The 18,030-nt window shown below is 69.5% G+C and carries 16 protein-coding genes; 9 read left to right on the top strand and 7 right to left on the bottom strand.

Features of this window, described 5'->3' with window-relative positions; translation table 11 throughout:
• Positions 1–534: a molybdopterin adenylyltransferase gene (gene mog / locus AAFN86_RS20705; protein WP_347545452.1), complete on the top strand. Its 534-nt coding sequence runs from the start codon at positions 1–3 to the stop codon at positions 532–534.
• A gap of 18 nt (positions 535–552) precedes the next feature.
• On the opposite strand, the gene AAFN86_RS20700 is transcribed toward mog, so the two are convergent.
• The 6 genes from AAFN86_RS20700 to AAFN86_RS20675 all read right to left on the bottom strand — a co-directional run bounded on the left by AAFN86_RS20700 (position 553) and on the right by AAFN86_RS20675 (position 7,211).
• Positions 553–1,794, bottom strand: coding sequence for an MFS transporter (locus AAFN86_RS20700; protein WP_347545451.1), 1,242 nt, complete (start codon positions 1,792–1,794; stop codon positions 553–555).
• 87 nt (positions 1,795–1,881) lie between these two features.
• A complete protein-coding gene (locus tag AAFN86_RS20695; RefSeq protein WP_347545450.1) occupies positions 1,882–2,634 on the bottom strand; it encodes an SDR family oxidoreductase in 753 nt (250 codons plus the stop codon).
• A 192-nt stretch (positions 2,635–2,826) separates the two neighbouring features.
• Entirely contained in the window at positions 2,827–3,729 is a 903-nt protein-coding gene (locus AAFN86_RS20690; RefSeq protein ID WP_347545449.1) for a polysaccharide deacetylase family protein, read from the bottom strand.
• A 349-nt stretch (positions 3,730–4,078) separates the two neighbouring features.
• Positions 4,079–5,437 carry a TRAP transporter large permease subunit gene (locus tag AAFN86_RS20685; RefSeq protein WP_347545448.1) on the bottom strand — a complete coding sequence of 453 codons (1,359 nt, stop codon included), beginning with the start codon at positions 5,435–5,437 and terminating at the stop codon, positions 4,079–4,081.
• Positions 5,434–6,039: a TRAP transporter small permease gene (locus AAFN86_RS20680; RefSeq protein WP_347545447.1), complete on the bottom strand. Its 606-nt coding sequence runs from the start codon at positions 6,037–6,039 to the stop codon at positions 5,434–5,436. The genes AAFN86_RS20685 and AAFN86_RS20680 overlap by 4 nt, the downstream gene beginning before the upstream one ends.
• A 98-nt stretch (positions 6,040–6,137) precedes the next feature.
• On the bottom strand, positions 6,138–7,211 hold the full coding sequence (locus AAFN86_RS20675) for a TRAP transporter substrate-binding protein (RefSeq protein WP_347545446.1): 1,074 nt from the start codon (positions 7,209–7,211) through the stop codon (positions 6,138–6,140).
• A gap of 189 nt (positions 7,212–7,400) precedes the next feature.
• Here AAFN86_RS20675 and AAFN86_RS20670 point away from each other — a divergent pair, with 189 nt between their 5' ends.
• From AAFN86_RS20670 to AAFN86_RS20635, 8 genes are all read left to right on the top strand, one after another.
• Entirely contained in the window at positions 7,401–7,805 is a 405-nt protein-coding gene (locus AAFN86_RS20670; RefSeq protein WP_347545445.1) for a RidA family protein, read from the top strand.
• A gap of 135 nt (positions 7,806–7,940) precedes the next feature.
• Positions 7,941–9,506: a phosphoric/sulfuric ester hydrolase PehA gene (pehA, locus tag AAFN86_RS20665; protein ID WP_347545444.1), complete on the top strand. Its 1,566-nt coding sequence runs from the start codon at positions 7,941–7,943 to the stop codon at positions 9,504–9,506.
• Positions 9,507–9,534: 28 nt separating this feature from the next.
• Positions 9,535–11,157: an ABC transporter substrate-binding protein gene (locus AAFN86_RS20660; RefSeq protein WP_347545443.1), complete on the top strand. Its 1,623-nt coding sequence runs from the start codon at positions 9,535–9,537 to the stop codon at positions 11,155–11,157.
• Entirely contained in the window at positions 11,157–12,770 is a 1,614-nt protein-coding gene (locus AAFN86_RS20655) for an ABC transporter substrate-binding protein (protein WP_347545442.1), read from the top strand. The genes AAFN86_RS20660 and AAFN86_RS20655 overlap by 1 nt, the downstream gene beginning before the upstream one ends.
• Positions 12,771–12,801: 31 nt before the next feature.
• A complete protein-coding gene (locus AAFN86_RS20650; RefSeq protein ID WP_408906621.1) occupies positions 12,802–13,764 on the top strand; it encodes an ABC transporter ATP-binding protein in 963 nt (320 codons plus the stop codon).
• Positions 13,761–14,747 (top strand): oligopeptide/dipeptide ABC transporter ATP-binding protein, encoded by a 987-nt coding sequence (locus tag AAFN86_RS20645; protein ID WP_347545441.1) that lies wholly within the window; start codon positions 13,761–13,763, stop codon positions 14,745–14,747. The genes AAFN86_RS20650 and AAFN86_RS20645 overlap by 4 nt, the downstream gene beginning before the upstream one ends.
• On the top strand, positions 14,748–15,683 hold the full coding sequence (locus AAFN86_RS20640; RefSeq protein ID WP_347545440.1) for an ABC transporter permease: 936 nt from the start codon (positions 14,748–14,750) through the stop codon (positions 15,681–15,683).
• Complete coding sequence (locus AAFN86_RS20635; protein WP_347545439.1) at positions 15,683–16,555, top strand: ABC transporter permease; 873 nt, start codon at positions 15,683–15,685, stop codon at positions 16,553–16,555. Before AAFN86_RS20640 ends, AAFN86_RS20635 begins: the two co-directional genes overlap by 1 nt.
• Positions 16,556–16,560: 5 nt before the next feature.
• Here AAFN86_RS20635 and AAFN86_RS20630 read toward each other — a convergent pair whose 3' ends face one another.
• Positions 16,561–17,844, bottom strand: a complete 1,284-nt coding sequence (locus AAFN86_RS20630) for an FAD-binding oxidoreductase (RefSeq protein ID WP_347545438.1) — start codon at positions 17,842–17,844, stop codon at positions 16,561–16,563.
• Positions 17,845–18,030 lie beyond the last annotated feature (186 nt).

Below are 18,030 nucleotides of genomic sequence, written 5' to 3'. Positions count from 1 at the left end.
ATGGCCGCGGCCGCGATCGGCATCCTCACCGTCTCCGATCGCGCGAGCCGGGGGGCGTATGAGGACAGGGGCGGGCCGGCCATCGCGGCGGAACTTGCCCGTATCCTCGCCTCGCCCTGGCAGGCCGTGCCGCGCCTGGTGCCCGACGAACAGCCGTTGATCGAGGCGGCGCTGCGTGACCTCGCCGACCAGCACGGTTGTTGCCTGGTGGTGACGACTGGCGGCACCGGCCCCGCCCCGCGCGACGTGACGCCCGAGGCGACGGAAGCGGTGTGCGAACGCATGCTGCCGGGCTTCGGCGAAGCGATGCGCGCCGCGTCGCTGCGATCGGTGCCGACGGCGATCCTGTCGCGCCAGACGGCAGGCACGCGCGGGCGCTGCCTGATCGTGAACCTGCCGGGCAAGCCCGCGGCGATCGCGGAATGCCTCGGCGCGGTCTTCCCGGCGATCCCCTATGGCATCGACCTGATCGGCGGGCCGCGGCTGGAGACCAACCCCGGCATCTGCCGCGCTTTCCGCCCGGCGGGGACCTGACCCGGGTGCGCGGCGGCGCTATGCCGCCTGCGCCACCTGCCGGTCCTGCACCCACAGCCACGTCACCGCGCCGAGTGCCGCGACCAGCAACAGCACCGCGAAGCCGTTCAGCGCCAGCCAGCCCATCCGTTCCAGCAGGAAGCCGGCCAGGAAGGACGCCGTCGCGGTGGTGCCGAACACCAGGAAGTCGTTCAGCGCCTGCACCTTGCCGCGCTCGTTGGGCCGGTAGCAGGTGGTCACCAGCGTCGTCGCGCCGACGAACAGGAAGTTCCAGCCCACCCCGTTCAGCGTCAGCGCGATGCGGAAGTTCCAGGCATCGATGCCCTCCACCCCGGCCAGCACGCCGAAGGAGAGCAGCAGGATGCCGGCGAACATCACCGGCGTGGTGCCGAAGCGGGTGATCAGGTGGCCGGTGAAGAAGGCCGGCACGAACATCCCCATGACATGCATGAAGATGACCCAATGCGCCTCGGCATGCGGCAGGCCGCAGGCAACGATGGCGAGCGGGGAGGCGCTCATCAGGAAGGACATGGTGCCGAACGCCACCATGGCGGAGATCACCGCGGCCATGAAGCGCGGCTGCGCGGCGATGGTCGCCAGCGGCCGCGGCGGTGCCGGCGGCGCGGCCGCCACGCCGGGCACCGGCGCGCTGCCCACGGGCACGGCGGGGAACCGGATGAAGGAGACGACGGTGAAGACCAGCGCATGGAGCACGAACATCGCCGCATAGGTCGCCAGATAGACCGGCGCCCAGGCGTCATGCGTCAGCCGCACCAGAGATGGCCCGAGCACCCCCGCCACCACGCCGCCCGCCGTGACCCAGGAGATGGCGCGCGCGCGGTAGCTGCCCGGCACCAGTTCGACCGCAGCGAAGCGATACTGGTGCAGGCTGGCCACGGCATAGCCGAGCAGCAGCCCGCCCAGGCACATGATCCAGAAATTCGCCAGGTACAGCCCGCTGCCGATCACCGCCGCCCCGGCCATGCCGAAGCTGGACCCGACCCGGAAGCCGAGCCGCCGCCCCCGCCGCTGCATCAGCAGCGCCGCCGGAAAGACCGAGAGCATGACGCCCACATGCGTGAGTGTCGCCGGCAGGGTGGCGAGGTCGCGGTTCGGGTAGAAGGTGACGATCGACAGCGCGGTTGCCGCCACCATCATGGTGTTGCTGGCCTGCCCCAGCGCCTGGCAGGCGGCGAGGAGGAAAAGATTGGCCTGGGTGGGACGATCCAGGGTTTGAATCGGCTGTGCGGGCGGCGTCATGGAGAAATATCTCGCCCAGACCAAGCCCGGCGGAAAGCACCGCCCGGGCCGGGTCTGGCATGCGTCAGGCGGGGGGCGCCGCCTCGATCAATGGAAGATGCGGCCCGCGTCGATGACCACGGTTTGGCCGGTCATCGTGCCGGTCCGGCACATGGTCACCACCATGTCGGCGCAGTCATCCTTGTCGGCGGGCTTCCGCAACAGGGCGTTGCCGGCGGCATTCTGCACCTGTTCGGGCCGCAGGTTGGCGGTGGCGCGGGTGCCTTCGAGCAGGCCGGGGGCGACGCAGTTGACCAGCGTCTCGGGCGCCAGCGCCACGGCCATGCACTTCGTGAGATGGATCAGCCCCGCCTTGGACACGGCATAGGCGATCGACGACCCGGTCGGCCCCAGCCCGGCCACCGAGGCAATGTTGACGATCCGCCCCTGCCCCTGCGCCTTCATCACCGGCGCGACCGCCTTGGTCAGGCGCATCGGGCCGGTGAGGTTCACCGCCATGATCTTGTCCCACACATCCTCGGTCAGGTTGTCGAGGTCCGGGAAGGGGATCGCCTTGTTGAAGGCGGCGTCGTTCACCAGGATATCGAGGCGGCCAAAGCGGGCCGCGACATCGGCGACCAGGCGCGTGACGGCCGCGCCATCGGTGATGTCGCAGGCGAAGGCGGCGGACTGCACGCCATGCTGCGCGGCGAGGTCACGGGCGACGGCCTCGGCCTGGTCGCGGCTGGCGGCATACATCACGGCGACATGAGCGCCTTCGCGCGCCAGGGCGTGACAGATGCGCTGGCCAAGCCCGCCATTGCCGCCCGTGACCAGGGCGACGGCGCCTTTGAGTTCCATGGGGTTCCTCCTGCCTGGCGCGCAGGGTGCGTCGGATGAGGAAGTGCGGCAAGGCTGGAGGGGCGCCGCCCCTCCAGACCACCCCGCCAAAGGCCAGGGGGCCTTTGGAATGCCGGCCCCAGGTGCCGGGCACCGCGGCTGCGACCGGACGCCGTGGTCCTGCCTATGGCATCGAGGGATGGCGCGTCGGCGTCAGGCGGGCGGCGCGGGGAATCTCTGCATCCAGTGGCGGGCGATCGCCTCGCGGCTCGTGACCCAGACGCTGTCGCCATGGGCCGCGACGTGGTCGAGGAAACGCGCCAGCCCGCCGATGCGCGCCGCGTGGCCGACCATGCGCGGGTGCAGGCCGACCGACATGATCCCGCCCGAACCTTCCGCATGCAGCCAGTCGAAGGCATCGCGCAGCAGGGTGAAGAATTCGCCGGCGGTGTTGATGGTGCCGGGGCTCAGCTTGCAGTCGTTGGTCACCAGTGAATACGGCACGACCAGATGCGGACGATCGGCGACCTGCACCCAGTAGGGCAATTCGTCGTCGTAGGCGTCGCTGTCGTAGAGAAAGCCACCATGCTCGACGAGCAACCGGCGGGTGTTCTCGGAAGGGCCATAGCGGCAGCACCAGCCGGTTGGCGCGACGCCGACCGTGCACTTGAGGCTCTCGACAGCGCGGGCAATGTGGTCGCGTTCCTCGGCTTCCGTCAGCGTCCAGTGCTTCACCCAGCGCCAGCCATGGCAGCAGATATCGGCCTTGCTGGCGGCGATGGCACGCGCGAGTTCCGGCGTCTTCTCCAGCGCCTGTGCGCAGGCGAAGGCGGTGAAGGGCATGGCGCGTTCGGCGAAGACGCGCAGCAGGCGCCAGGCGCCGACACGGCTGCCGTAGTCGAACATCGATTCCGCGGCGAGGTCGCGGCCCTTGATGCCGACATCCATGCCGACGGATTCCGTCAGCGCCCAGTCAGTGATCGGGTCGCCATTCTCAGCGCAGTATTCGCTGCCTTCCTCGATGTTGATGGCGAAGTTCAGCGCGAGGCGCGCGCCGCCCGGCCAAGCGGGGTCGGGGCGCGCGTCGGCGTAGCCGCGGCGGTCGCGCGGGGTCATTGGCGCGCCGGTGAGCGCGCGAAGGTTGGAGGGGCGCCGCCCCTCCAAACCACCCCGCCAGGGACCAGCGGGTCCCTGGACCGCGGGATTTTGGGGTGTTTGGGGACGCAGTCGCGCCTGTGGGGCCCGGTGTCCGGATCCGCGTCGCATGGCGCCAGAACCAAGGCCACCTTGCGTCTCGGGCCCTCGGAAAGCGCCCTGTGGCGTCGCGACGCTGCGCTGCCCCAAACCTGTCGCGTAGACGCTGCCCGACCGCCGCGCCCGGCGCCCGAAAACCGCATTCCAAAGGCCCGCTGGCCTTTGGTGGGGGAGGTCCGGAGGGGGCAAGGCCTCTTCCGGCGCTTCCACATCACAGCAGCCATAGCGCGATCCCCGGCACCCACAGCAACATCAACACCGCGAGGATATACACCGCCAGGAACGGCATCACGCCGGCGAAGACATCCTCAATCGGCCCGGCCGGCTGGCGCATGCCCTGCAGCACGTACAGCACCGTGCCATCGGGCGGAGAGATCATCGCGATCTCGACCAGCATGGTCACGATAACGCCGAACCAGATCGGGTCGTAGCCGAGTGCCTTCACCAGCGGGAAGATCACCGGGATGGTCGTGACGATCATGGAGAAGCCCTCCATGAAGGTACCGAGCGCGATGTAGAATCCGATGATGAACAGCATCAGCACCCAGGGCGGGAAGGGCAGTCCGCCGACCGCCTGGGCCAGCGCCTGCGGCACGCCGACCGAGGCCAGCACGAAGTTCAGCAGATAGGCACCAAGCAGGATCAGCCCGATCATGGATGTCGCGAGGGCGGTCGCCACCAGGCTGTCGCGCAGCAGCGGCCAGTTCATCTTGCGCTCGATCACCGCGAGGAGCATCGCGCCGACCACGCCGAACGCGGCGCTTTCCGTGGGCGTGGCGACGCCGGCATAGATGGTGCCGAGCACCAGGCCCATCAGCAGCAGCGTCGGTATCAGGTCGAACAGCGACTGGACCTTCTCCGCCCGTGTCGCCTTCGGTCCCGCTGGCGCCGGGTTGCGCCAGCCATGCACGACGATGACGAGCGCGAACAGCGCGACCACCAGGATCGACGGCCCGATCGCCGCGACATAGAGCTGACCGACCGAGGTTTCCGTGATCAGCGCATAGACGATGAAGGTGATCCCGGGCGGGATCAGGTTGCCCAAAGCCCCGCCGGCGGCGAGCGAGCCCACCACCATGCGCGGTGAATAATGCGTGCCGCGGAAATAAGGCAGCGCGACCGAACCCATCGTCGCGGCGGTGGCCACCGACGACCCGCTGATCGCCGAGAAGACGGCGCAGGAGGCGATGTTGGTGTGCAACAGCCCGCCGGGGAAGCGGTTCAGCCACACGCCCATGGCGCGATACAGCCGGCCGGACAGCCCGGCGCGCAGCATGATCTCGCCCATCAGCAGGAACAGGGGCACCGAGACGAGCACGAAATTCGTGCTGGTCCCCCACAGCGTCTGGCCGATGTAGAGCCAGAAGGGTCGGTCCGAGAGTAGAAAGCCCGCCACGAGCCCGAGGCAGCCGAGTGCTGCGCCAACATGCACCCCGGCACCGAAGAAGCCGAGGAACAGGCCGATCAGCATGACCGCCTCGGCCCAGGGCAGATGCGCCGGGCCGGCACCCATGAAGGTGGCATAGGCGAAGGCGCCGATGACGGCGACGATGAAGCCGATGGCGATCACCGGGACAGCGCGCCTCTGGCGCCGATCGCCTCCAGCGTCTCCTCCGCTTCGTCCATGTCGTTGCGTGCGCCGGCGATGTGGTCGATGTCGTCGAAACGACCTCCGATGATCAGCAGCAGGATGTCGAGCGTGCGCAGCAGCACCGAGACCATGAAGAAGGCCAGCCCCGCCCCCCACAGGCTTTGCGGGATCCACAGCGGTGCGCGCAGGGCGGAGATGTCGGTCGCGTTGAACATCAGGCTTTCATCCACCAGCGTGTAGGCGCCGTAGGCGAGGAAGGCGGCGAAGACGAAGAGCAGGCAGAAGGCCATCAGATGCGCGAAGGCGCGTGGCCGGGCCGGCAGCATCCGCACCAGCAGGTCGATGCGGATATGCGCGCGCCGCGCCAGCACACCGGCCAGCGACCAGGAAATGCCGATGGCGAGGAAATAGCCCGACAGCTCGATGGTCGATCGCGTCGAGAAGCCGAGGAAGTTCCGCGCGATCACGTCGCCCACGATCAGCAGCGTGGCGGCGAGGAACAACCCTCCTCCCAGCAGCATCAGCGCCAATGCGACGCGGTCGGCGCCGCGCCGCAGGGGACCGAGGGCGGTCGGTTCCACTACGACCCGATCCACACCGGTTGCGCGCCGCCGCGGCGGATCGGCCTTCCAGGCCAGATCGAAGCGGATTCCACCACGCGGATGCCGCCGATCACGCTTCAGGGCGCCCGCACGCCGCTGATCGGCGCGATCACCTGGTTGTAGATCTCGCCGCAGCGCGCGCCGCAGCGCGCCACCCAGGCCGGCAGCACCACGTCGCGGAAGGTGGTCTGGATGGTGGCGAGATCCTCGGCGGAAGGCACCACCTCGATCATGCGGCGCGCCTCGGGCACCACGGTGTGGATGCGGCACTTGTCGGCGAGGCCGAGATTGCAGTCGATGCCGTCCTGCGTCGCCACCGCGCCGAGTTCCCATTGCGCATCGGCGATGCGCTTGAAGCCGTCCTCAAGGAAGGCGCGTACCTCCGGCGTCTGGCGGTTCCACCAGGCGAGGTTCACGAAATAGCCGGACAGCGACCAGGTGGAAGGCAGCGTGTACATGTGGGTGGTGACTTCCCACCACTTGACGCCATTGGCCGTGCCGGTGCCGGTGATGGCGCAGTCGACGGTGCCGCGTTCCAGCGCGGCGTATACCTCGGGGAAGGCGATCGCCGCTGCCTGCGCGCCATAGGCCTGGACGAAATCCGCGACGGACGGGCCGTTGGTGCGCACGCGCAGGCCGCGCATGGACGCCATGCCCGCCACCGGCCGGCGGCAGAAGAACACCTGCGCCGGGAAGGGATAGACCGCGAGCAGCCGCACGCCGACGCGTTCCAGGTCGCGGTTCAGCACCGGCGTCATCGCATCCGCCACGCGGCGTGCCTGGTCCAGCGTCGGGTTCAGCCCGGCGAGGTCGAGCGCATCGAGCATCGGCACGTCGCCCGAAACGACGCCGAGCGTGGCCCCGCCGATCTCCACCTGGCCCGATCGTACCAGGCGGATCACTTCCGGTCCGCCGACCCCGCGCTCGGGCCAGGATTGCAGCGTGACGTTGACGCGCCCGCCGCTGCGCTGGGCGAAGCCGTCGCGCATCATCGGGATATCGACGCGGGTGTATTGCGGCAGCGTCGGGCCCGGCTGCGTCACCGCGGTCATGTTTACCCGCGGTCCAGCGACGAGGTCCTGCGCCAGGACCGGGGCTGCGACGGCCATCAGGGCGGCCGCTGCGGTGGCGAGAAGGCGGAGACGGACCATGGCGGATGTTTCCCAAGCGCTGGATCGGACGCTCGGCATTGCAAGGGTGATGCCAGCGGAGCAGCCCAGGGTGGGCCGCGTTCGAGCCAGGCGTTGCCCAATCCGGCGCCATTCTGTTGCTCCAGGTGGCATGGTTGCCGCCGCGCCCGACGCAACGCAGTCTGAACAGGCAGAAGGAGTGCGCCGCCGATGCCCAAGACGACCGTCTATTCGCCCTTGCTGATGACGCCGACCAATCCGCATTCCCAGGCGACCGTCGCCGGCGGCAATTTCTACGCCGCGACCGTTGCCCTGGATGTCGAGGGCAAGGTGGTCGGCATCGGCGACATCCGTGCCCAGACGCGCCAGGCGCTGACCAACCTGAAGCACCTGCTGGAAGCCGCCGGCGGCAGCCTCGACGACGTCGCGCGGGTGATGATCTACCTGACCGACATGCGCCACTTCGCCGGCATGAACGAGGTCTATCGCGAATTCTTCCATGGCGACTCGCTGCCCAGCCGCGCCAGCGTGACCGGCAGCATGGGCATGCCGGAACTGATGGTGGAATTCGACGTCATCGCCTGGCTTGGCGACAAGGCAACGCCGTCCGCCTGACGCGCGCGGGGCGCCGGCGCGGACAAGCGCGCCACGCATCCGCCCGCCCGGCCGCGATCACATAACGGCAACGCAGCCGTCATCGCTCCGTCGCGCCGCTCGGCTACCCACCCGGCCACTGACGGGGGTCTGGGCATGGCCGGGCGGCGCAACGTATTGCTTATCGTGGTCGATCAATGGCGCGCGGACTGCGTGCCGCATCTGGGCGCGGACTGGCTGCGCACGCCCAATCTCGACCGGCTGTGCCGGGAGGGCGTGACCTTCCGCAACCATGTCACCACCGCGGTGCCCTGCGGGCCGGCGCGCGCCTCGCTGCTGACCGGCCTGTACCTGATGAATCACCGGGCGGTGCAGAACACGGTGCCGCTCGATGCGCGGCACATGAATCTCGGCAAGGCGCTGCGGCTGATCGGCTATGACCCGGCGCTGATCGGCTACACCACCTCGACGCCCGATCCGCGCACCACCGGCCCGCGCGACCCGCGCTTCACGACGCTGGGCGACCTGATGGACGGGTTCCGCAGCGTCGGCGCCTTCGAACCTTCCATGGATGGGTATTTCGGCTGGCTGGCGCAGAACGGCTATCACCTGCCCGACCGCCGCAGCGACATCTGGCTGCCGGAAGGCAAGGATGCCGTGCCCGGCGCGACCGCCCTGCCCTGCCGCATCCCGGCCGAATTGTCGGACAGCGCGTATTTCACCGAACGCGCGCTGACCTACCTGAAAGGCAAGGGCAACAAGCCCTGGTTCCTGCATCTCGGCTACTGGCGCCCGCATCCGCCCTTCGTCGCCTCCGCGCCCTATCACGCGATGTACCGGCCGGAGGACATGCCCGCGCCGATCCGTGCCGCTAGCGTGCCCGATGAAGCGGCGCAGCATCCGATGCTCGGCCATTATCTCGATGCCATCCGCCAGGCGTCGTTCTTTGAGCGCGCCGATGGCCGCGGGGCGGAGCTGGACGCCGCCGAGATCGCGCAGATGCGCGCCACCTATGCCGGCATGATGAGCGAGGTCGATGACTGCCTCGGCCGCGTCTTCGACTACCTGGACGAGACCGGGCAGTGGGAAGACACGATGGTGATCTTCACCTCCGACCATGGCGAGCAGCTCGGCGACCATCACCTGCTTGGCAAGATCGGCTATTTCGACGAGAGCTTCCGCATCCCGCTGGTGGTGAAGGACCCCGACGCGGCGGACGCCGCGGGCCGCATCGAGGACGCCTTCACCGAAAGCGTGGACGTGATGCCGACCATCCTCGACTGGCTGGGCGGCGAGATCCCGCGTGCCTGCGACGGGCGCTCCGTGCTGCCGGTCCTGCATGGCGCGACGCCGGCCGATTGGCGGCGCTTCCTCACCTATGAATTCGACTTCCGCGACGTCTTCTACAGCCAGCCCGAGGGCGCGCTCGGCCTCGGGATGGAGGAAGCGTCGCTGATGGTGGTGCAGGATGCGCGGCGCAAATACGTGCATTTCGCCGCCCTGCCGCCGCTGTTCTTCGACCTGGAGCAGGACCCACACCAGTTCCGCAACCTGGCGCAGGACCCCGCCTATGCCGCCGAGGTGCGCGACTACGCGCAGATCGCGCTGTCGCAGCGCATGACGCATGCCGAACGCACACTGACGCATTTCCGCGCCACGCCGCATGGCCTTGAAGACCGGACCGCGACCGCGACCGTTTCGTTGAAGCGCGCCGCCGAGTGATCAGCGCATCGTTGAAAAGGGACATCGCATGACGACGATCAACCGCCGCGCGCTTCTCGCCGCGCCCGCCCTCGCCGCGCTGCCGCGCATCGCATTGGCCCAGGCCGACCAGCGGCCTTCCATCACAGTCGCGGTGCAGAAGGTGTCGAACTCCAACACACTGGAACCGCTGCGCGAACAGTCGAATGTGGGTGAACGCGTCTTCCTCACCTCGATGTGGGAAGGGCTGCTCGGGCGCGACTACGCCAGCAAGCTCGAGACGATCCCGATGCTGGCGGTGGAGAACCGCCGCATCAGCGACAGCGTGGTGGAATTCAAGCTGCGCCCCGGCGTGAAGTTCCACAACGGCGCGGAGATGACTGCCGAGGACATCGTGTTCTCCTTCGGCAATGACCGCATGTTCGGCCCCGGCGGCCCGAACAGCGGCAGCACCATCCGCGTCGGCGAGGCGATGCCGACGAACGGCGGCAAGGACTTGCCGGTCGAGGTGCCTGCCGTCGCCAACCGGTCCTTCCCCGGCTTCGAGAAGATCGAGATCGTCGATCGCCACACCATCCGCTGGATCAACCGCACGCCGGACGTGACGCTGGAAGGCCGCCTGGCGCGCATCGGCAGCGAGATCGGCAGCCGCCAGGGCTTCGAGCAGGCCTCGGGCTGGCTCGACTGGGCGCGCAAGCCCATCACCACCGGCCCATACAAGGTGGCCGAATACCGCGCCGACCAGTCGCTGACGCTGGTGGCGCATGACGAATACTGGGGCGGCCGCCCGCCGATCCGCCAGCTCCGCTTCGTCGAGGTGCCCGAAGTCGCATCCCGCGTGAACGGGTTGCTGTCGGGCGAATACCACTTCGCCTGCGACATCCCGCCGGACCAGATCACCGGCATCGAGCGCAACGCCGCATTCCAGGTCGTGGGCGGCACCATCCCGAACCACCGCCTGACGGTGTTCGACAAGACCCACGCCGTGCTGCGCAACCAGCTGGTGCGCCGCGCCTTCACCCATGCGATCGACCGCCAGGCGATCGTGGACAGCCTGTGGGCCGGGCGCACCGTGATCCCGAAGGGGCTGCAGTGGGAATTCTACGGCGACATGTTCATCGCCGACTGGGCCGTGCCGCGCTTCGACCAGGCGGAGGCGCGCCGCCTGCTGCGCGAAGCCGGGTATCGCGGCGAGCCGATCCCCTATCGCCTCCTCAACAACTACTACACCAACCAGACGCCGACCGCGCAGGTGCTGGTCGAGATGTGGCGTCAGGTCGGCCTGAACGTGCAGATCGAGATGAAGGAGAATTGGTCGCAGATCCTCGAGCGCTCGCCGAGCCGCGCGGTGCGCGACTGGTCGAATTCGGGGCTGTTCAGCGACCCCGTCTCCTCGCTGGTGAACCAGCATGGTCCGAACGGCCAGCAGCAGCAGGTCGGCGAGTACGCGAATGAGGAATTCAACCGCCTCTCGGTCGAGCTGGAGACCAGCACCGACCGCGCCCGCCGCCGCGTGGCCTTCCAGCGCATGCTGGTGATCGCGGAGCGCGAGGACCCCGCCTACACCGTGCTGCACCAGAACGCGACCTTCACCGCGAAGCGCAAGGATATCCGCTGGACCGCGGCGCCGGCCTTTGCGATGGATTTCCGCGCGCAGAACTGGGGCGCGTGATGATGCTGACCCGCCGGGCGGCGCTGGCTGGCGCCGCCGCGCTCACCCTGCCGCGTCCCGGCCTCGCCCAGGCGGATCAGCGGCCTTCCATCACCATCGCCGTGCAGAAGGTGGTGAACAGCAACACGCTGGAGATGGCGCGCGAGCAGTCCAATGTCGGCACGCGCGTCTTCGGCTCCTACGCCGAGATGCTGATCGACACCGATTGGATCGGCGATCTGTCGCTACGGCCGGGCCTGGCCACCGCCTGGCGGCGCATCGATGACCGCACGGTCGAACTCGACCTGCGGCAGGGCGTGCGCTTCCACAATGGCGACGTGATGACGGCGGAGGATGTCGTCTTCTCCTTCGGCCCGGAACGGCTGTGGGGCAGCGCTGCGCAGCCGTCGGCGGGCACGCTGTTCACCAGCGCCACCGCGGGCGGCGCCGGCAAGGCACCGCCGCCCGAGGTCTCGGGCATCGCGCGCCGCACCTATCCGGGTTTCGATCGCATCGAGATCGTCCGCCCCGGCGTCATCCGCTTCGTCAACCGCACGCCGGATGTCACGCTGGAAGGCCGCATCGCGCGCAATGTCGGCATGATCGGGTCGCAGCGTGGCTTCGCCGAGGCGGAATCCTGGCTCGCCTGGGCGCGCAAGCCGGTCGGCACCGGGCCTTATCGCATCGCCGAGTTCCGCCCCGACCGCGACCTGGTGCTGGAAGCCTTCGACGACTACTGGGGCGGCCGCCCGCCGCTGCGCCGCATCCGCTTCGTCGAGGTGCCTGAACCGTCGTCGCGCATCGCCGGCCTGCTGTCCGGCGAATACGACTTCGCCTGCGACGTGAACCCCGACCAGATCGCCGATATCGAGCGCAATCCGCGCTTCGAGGTGGTGGGCAGCACCATCACGAACCACCGCCTGACGGTGTTCGACCGTAACCATCCGCAATTGCGCGATGCGCGGGTGCGCCGCGCTTTCACCCATGCGATCGACCGCCAGGTGATCGTCGATGCGCTGTGGGCCGGCCGCACGGTGATCCCGAAAGGCCTGCAATGGGACTATTACGGCGAGATGTTCCAGGCCGACTGGTCTGTGCCGGCATTCAACCCCGCCGAAGCGCGTCGCCTGCTGCGTGAGGCCGGGTATCGCGGTGAGCCGATCCCCTACCGGCTGCTCAACAACTACTACACCGGGCAGACCGCGACCGCGCAGGTCCTGGTCGAGATGTGGCGCGCCGTCGGCCTCAACGTGCAGATCGAGATGCGCGAAAACTTCGGCCAGGTCTTCGACCGCAACGGGCCGCGCGCCGTGCGCGACTGGTCGAACAGCGCCGCCTTCAACGACCCCGTCTCCTCCATCACCGCCGCCTTCGGGCCGGAGGGCCAGAGCCAGCAGGTCGGCGAATGGACCAATGAGGAGTTCAACCGGCTCTCGGTGGAACTTGAGACCAGCACAGACCGCGCCCGTCGCCGCGTGGTGTTCCGCCGCCTGCTGGAAATCGCCGAGCGCGAGGACCCCGTCTACACCGTGCTGCACCAGACAGCGACCTTCACCGCCAAGCGGCGCGATATCCGTTGGAAGGCCGCGCAATCCTTCCTGATGGATTTCCGCCGCGAGAATTGGGGCCGCTGACCGTGGCGCGCCGCAGCCCGGTTGCCTGGCCATGAGTCTCGTCACCATCCGCGACCTTGCCGTCAGCTTCGACGACGTGCCCGCGCTGCGTGGCGTGGACCTCGACATCGCGCCCGGCGGCGCGTTGGGCATGGTGGGTGAATCCGGCTGCGGCAAGTCGGTCACCTGGCTCGCCGCGCTCGGCCTGCTGCCCGGGCGTGCGCGGGTCACCGGCCGCGTCACGCTGAGTGGCCAGGACATCCTGGCGGCACCGCCCGCGACGCTCGACCGCGTGCGCGGCGGGCGCGTCGCCATGATCTTCCAGGACCCGGCGAGCAGCCTCAATCCGGTGCATCGCCTCGGTGCTCAGGTGGGCGAAGCGCTGCGGCTGCACCGCGGCATCACCGGCGGCGCCGCGCGCGCCGAGGCCAGGCGCCTGTTCGACCAGGTCGGCATTCCCGACGCCGCGCGGCGCCTCGATGCCTATCCGCATGAATTGTCGGGCGGGCAGAACCAGCGCGTGATGATCGCCATGGCGCTCGCCGGCCAGCCGGAATTGCTGGTGGCGGATGAACCGACCACCGCGCTCGACGTGACGATCCAGGCGCAGATCCTGGACCTGCTGAACCGGTTGCGGCGGGAGACGGGCATGGCGCTGGTGCTGATCTCGCACGACCTCGGCGTCGTCTCGGAAACCTGCGAGGAAGTCGCCGTGATGTATGCCGGGCGCATCGTGGAACAGGCGCCGGCGGCGACGCTGTTCACCAATCCGACGCACCCCTACACGCAGGGGCTGCTGGCGGCGCTGCCGCCGATCGACGGTCCGAAGCGGCCGCTCGCGGCGATTCCGGGCGGCGTGCCGGAACCCTGGGCGATGCCGCCAGGCTGTGCCTTCGCGCCGCGATGCCCTCATGCGGCGGCCGCCTGCGCCGTGCGCGTCCCGGCGGCAGCCCGGATCGGCGCCGACCACAGCGCGGCCTGCATCCTCGCGTCGCGCGAAATGGTGCCGGCATGAGGGACACGCCGATGCTCAAGGCGCGCGACCTGGTGCGCCGCTATGGCATGCGCCGCGGCCTACTGGGGCGCAATGTTGATGTCACCGCGGTCGCCGGCGTGTCGCTCACGCTCGAACGCGGGCGCACGCTCGGGCTGGTGGGTGAATCGGGCTGCGGCAAATCGACCACCGGCCGAATGGTGCTGGGCCTCGAAACCTCCGATGCCGGCAGCGTGGATTTCGAGGGTCGGACCATGCCGCCACCCGGCAGCGCCACCTGGCGGGCGATGCGCGCGCGCATGCAGATGGTGTTCCAGGATCCGCTTGGCGCGCTCGACCGCCGCATGACGGTGGCGGCGCAGATCGCCGAACCGCTCGAGATCCATCGCATCGGCGATGCTGCGGGCCGGGCAGCGCGGGTCGAGACGCTGCTGCGCAGCGTCGGTCTGCGCCCGGACCAGGCGCTGCGCTATCCGCATGAATTGTCGGGCGGGCAACGCCAGCGCGTCGTGCTCGCGCGTGCGCTTGCGACCGACCCGGCGCTGCTGGTCTGCGACGAGCCGATCAGCGCGCTCGACGTGTCCATCCAGGCGCAGGTGATGAACCTGCTGGTCGAGTTGCAGGCCGCGCACGGCATGGCGGTGCTGTTCATCAGCCACGACCTCCGCGCGGTGCGCCAGGTCAGCGAGCGCGTCGCGGTGATGTATCTCGGCACCGTCGTCGAGGAAGGCGAACCCGACGCGCTGCTGCAGGATGCGCGGCATCCCTACACCCAGGCGCTGGTCTCGGCGATCCCGCAGCCGGGGCGTGGCGGCCAACGCATTGTGCTGCAGGGGGACCCGCCCAATCCCGCGACACGACCGACGGGCTGCCCGTTCCACCCGCGCTGCCCCGCGGCGGTCGCGCGATGTTCGCGTGACGTGCCGGTGCTGCGCGACCATCCGGGCGGCCGTCGCGTCGCCTGCCACCTGGCCGAACCGGCCGCCATCGCAGAGGCCGCCTGAATGCTCCGCTTCCTGGCCACGCGGCTGGCCCGCGCGCTGCTGACCATCGCCATGGTGGTGACCTTCGCCTTCGTCGTGCTGCGACTGTCGGGCGACCCCGCCCTTCTGATCATGAGCGTGGATGCACCGCCCGAGGCGATCGCCGCCTTCCGCCAATCCTGGGGCCTCGATGAGCCATTGTGGATGCAATACGCGAAGTATTTCGGCGCCATCCTGCATGGCGATCTCGGCCGGTCCATGCGCGACGGGCGCGACGCCATCGCGCTGGTGGCCGAACGCATCCCCGCCACGCTGGCGCTGACGCTGCCCGCGCTTGCGATCAAGGTCGGCATCGGCATCCCGGCCGGCATCAACGCGGCGCTGCACCGCAATTCGCTGACCGACCGCGCGGTGATGACGCTGGCGGTGATGGGCTTCACCGTGCCGTCCTTCGTGCTGGGGCTGCTGCTGGTGCTTCTGTTCGCGGTGCAACTCGGCTGGCTGCCCTCGGGTGGGCAGGGCACCTGGCGGCATGCGGTGCTGCCGGTGATCACGCTCGGCGTCGGCGGCGCGGCGGTGCTGGCGCGCTTCACGCGGTCCGCCATGCTGGAAGTGCTCGGCCAGCCCTATATCCGCACGGCGAGTGCCAAGGGCGTGCCCTGGGGCGCGGTGGTGCGCGGCCATGCACTGCCGAATGCCGCCATTCCGACCGTGACCATCATCGGCTTCATGGTGGGCAGCCTGATCGCCGGGGCGGTGGTGGTGGAGAGCGTGTTCTCCTGGCCCGGCGTCGGTCGACTGCTGGTGGTGGCGGTGGCGAACCGCGACCTCGCCGTCGTGCAATGCATCCTGCTGCTGGTGGCGGCGACCATGGTCAGCTCGAACTTCATCGTGGACCTGCTGTATGGCGCGCTGGATCCACGCCTGCGCCAGGCACGCGCCGGGGGGGCGGGCTGATGTCGGACATCGCCATTGCCGCCCCTGTCGCGGCCCCGGTCAAGGCGCGGCTGCGCATCCCGCCCTGTGTCGCCATCGGGCTCGGCTGGATCGCGCTGATGCTGGCGGTCGCACTGCTGGCTGATGTGATCAGCCCCTATGGCTACACGGCGCTCGACCTGCGCAACCGGCTGTCGCCGCCGGTCGGTTTCGGCGGCAATTGGGCGCATGCGCTGGGCACGGATGAACTCGGGCGGGACGTACTGTCGCGGCTGATCCAGTCGATCCGCATGAGCCTGGTGATCGCCTTCGGCGCGACCATTATCGGCGCCGCCTTCGGCACGACGATGGGTTTCCTCGCCGCGCATTTCCGCGGGCCGGTGGAACAGGCGGTCCTCGCGCTGGTGGATTTCTCGGCCGCCCTGCCCTTCCTGATCCTCGCACTCTCCGTGCTCGCCTTCTTCGGCAATGCGCTGTGGCTGTTCGTCCTGCTGCTGGGCTTCCATGCCTGGGAACGCTATGCGCGCATTGCGCGCGGCCTGGCGATCAGCGCCGGCGCGCAGGGCTATGCGGCGGCGGTGCGGCAGCTCGGCGCCGGACCGTTGCGCATCTATGGGCGGCACATCCTGCCCAACATCGCCTCGACGCTGATCATCTCGATGACGCTGGCGTTTCCGGAAGTCATCCTGCTGGAGAGCGGGCTGTCCTTCCTCGGTCTCGGCGTGCAGCCGCCGGCGACCTCGCTGGGCAACATGGTGGGCTATGGGCGCGAATACCTGACGCGGGCGCCGTGGATCCTGCTGGCACCCGCCTTCACCATCATCCTGACGACGCTCGCGATTTCCATCGTCGGCGACTGGCTGCGCGACCGGCTGGATCCGACGCTGCGCTGAAGGCGCTACAGCCCGAAGCGGTCGCGGATGCGGCCTTCCATCACCTTCGCCATCACGCCGAGGCGCCAGAAGCCATGGAAGGGGATCGGGCGGATCGGCGTCACCGGCATGGCGATGTCGCCTGCGGGCGTGCCGGTGGCAAGCCTCGCGATCTCGCCACCCATGGCGGTGGACAGGGCGACGCCGCGGCCATTGTAGCCGAGGCAGGCCCACAGGCCCGGCGCGGCCTCGTGGATATGCGGGTAGTGGTCCTTGGTCATGGCCAACTGCCCGTTCCAGCCATGCGTCCAGGCGGCGCCACGCAATTGCGGCCAGAGCTTCTGCGCGTAGTCGATCAGGTATTGGACGGGCCGATGGTCTCCGATCGGCCGCTGCGGCCCGCGCCCGCCGATCAGCAGCCGCCCGGCCTGGTCGACGCGCAGGTAGACGGTGATGTGCCCGCTTTCATAGAGCGACCCGCGATGCGGCATGATGCCGCGCACGACATCGTCCGGAACCGGCGCGGTGGCCGCGATGGAGCTGAACACCGGCACGACCGACTGCCGCAGGCCAGGCCACAGGTCGCCGGTATAGCCATTGGTCGCAAGCACGACCGTGTCGGCGCGCACGGTGCCGGTGGGCGTCGCGGCGTGCCAGCGGCCGCCGTCGCGCGACAGCGCCGTGACCGGCGTCCCGCCATGGATCACCGCGCCGGCCCGCTGCGCCGCGCCGGCCAGGCCGCGCGCGTAATCGAGCGGCTGCACATCGCCGCCGCTCGCATCCACCATCACCGCAAGGTAGCGATCATGACCGGTCGCCGCGCGCGCCGCATCGCCTTCCAACAGCGTGACGGGCATGCCGCGGCGCATGCCTTGCTCGGCCGAACGGCGCACGCCATCGGCGTGGCGCGGCTGATAGGCGGCGCGCAGCGTTCCGCCCTGCCGCGCGTCGCATTCAATCTGCCAGCGGCGGATCAGGGCGAAGGTCGTCTCCGGCGCGGCCCAGGCGAAGCGCACCATGCGGCCGCCGAGCTCCGCGCCGAAATCGCGCTCCACCTCGTCCGGATCGGGTTTGAGGCCCGGGTTGACCTGTCCGCCATTGCGCCCCGAAGCGCCCCAGCCGGGCTCGGCCGCTTCCAGCACGATCACGCGCACGCCGCGCTCGGCCAGGTGCAGGGCGGTGGACAGGCCGGTGAAGCCGCCGCCGACCACCAGCACATCGGCCTGCGCGTCGCCGTCCAGCGGCGGCGTCACCGGTGCGGGGCGCGCGGTCGCGGCGTAGAGGCTCGGGGGCAGGGCAGAAGCGGTCATGGTCAGCCCGTCGGCAAGGTGTTCCCCACGACAGGCACGCCGCATGCCATGGGGCGCGGGGTCAGCGGGCAAGTCGTACGAATCGGCACGCCAGGCCAGCGTCCCCGGACGTTCTTCCACGCGCCGATCACGCCTTCAATGCGCAGCGCGACGCGCGGATCGGCATCCGGCGCCGGATGACCGGCG

Source organism: Roseomonas sp. CAU 1739 (genome assembly GCF_039839775.1).
Classification (GTDB): Bacteria; Pseudomonadota; Alphaproteobacteria; order Acetobacterales; family Acetobacteraceae; genus Neoroseomonas.
Note: the sequence above shows the minus strand (reverse complement) of the source record. Positions and strands in the feature narration are given on the sequence as shown.

Bases quoted from the DNA above. Each gene is read 5' to 3' on its own strand.
- AAFN86_RS20640 (WP_347545440.1), top strand. From the start codon at position 14,748: ATGCTCCGCTTCCTGGCCACGCGGCTGGCCCGCGCGCTGCTGACCATC.
- AAFN86_RS20675 (WP_347545446.1), bottom strand. From the start codon at position 7,211: ATGGTCCGTCTCCGCCTTCTCGCCACCGCAGCGGCCGCCCTGATGGCC.
- AAFN86_RS20670 (WP_347545445.1), top strand. From the start codon at position 7,401: ATGCCCAAGACGACCGTCTATTCGCCCTTGCTGATGACGCCGACCAAT.
- pehA (WP_347545444.1), top strand. From the start codon at position 7,941: ATGGCCGGGCGGCGCAACGTATTGCTTATCGTGGTCGATCAATGGCGC.
- AAFN86_RS20645 (WP_347545441.1), top strand. From the start codon at position 13,761: ATGAGGGACACGCCGATGCTCAAGGCGCGCGACCTGGTGCGCCGCTAT.
- AAFN86_RS20690 (WP_347545449.1), bottom strand. From the start codon at position 3,729: ATGACCCCGCGCGACCGCCGCGGCTACGCCGACGCGCGCCCCGACCCC.
- AAFN86_RS20650 (WP_408906621.1), top strand. From the start codon at position 12,802: ATGAGTCTCGTCACCATCCGCGACCTTGCCGTCAGCTTCGACGACGTG.
- AAFN86_RS20700 (WP_347545451.1), bottom strand. From the start codon at position 1,794: ATGACGCCGCCCGCACAGCCGATTCAAACCCTGGATCGTCCCACCCAG.
- AAFN86_RS20630 (WP_347545438.1), bottom strand. From the start codon at position 17,844: ATGACCGCTTCTGCCCTGCCCCCGAGCCTCTACGCCGCGACCGCGCGC.
- AAFN86_RS20695 (WP_347545450.1), bottom strand. From the start codon at position 2,634: ATGGAACTCAAAGGCGCCGTCGCCCTGGTCACGGGCGGCAATGGCGGG.
- mog (WP_347545452.1), top strand. From the start codon at position 1: ATGGCCGCGGCCGCGATCGGCATCCTCACCGTCTCCGATCGCGCGAGC.
- AAFN86_RS20660 (WP_347545443.1), top strand. From the start codon at position 9,535: ATGACGACGATCAACCGCCGCGCGCTTCTCGCCGCGCCCGCCCTCGCC.
- AAFN86_RS20635 (WP_347545439.1), top strand. From the start codon at position 15,683: ATGTCGGACATCGCCATTGCCGCCCCTGTCGCGGCCCCGGTCAAGGCG.
- AAFN86_RS20655 (WP_347545442.1), top strand. From the start codon at position 11,157: ATGATGCTGACCCGCCGGGCGGCGCTGGCTGGCGCCGCCGCGCTCACC.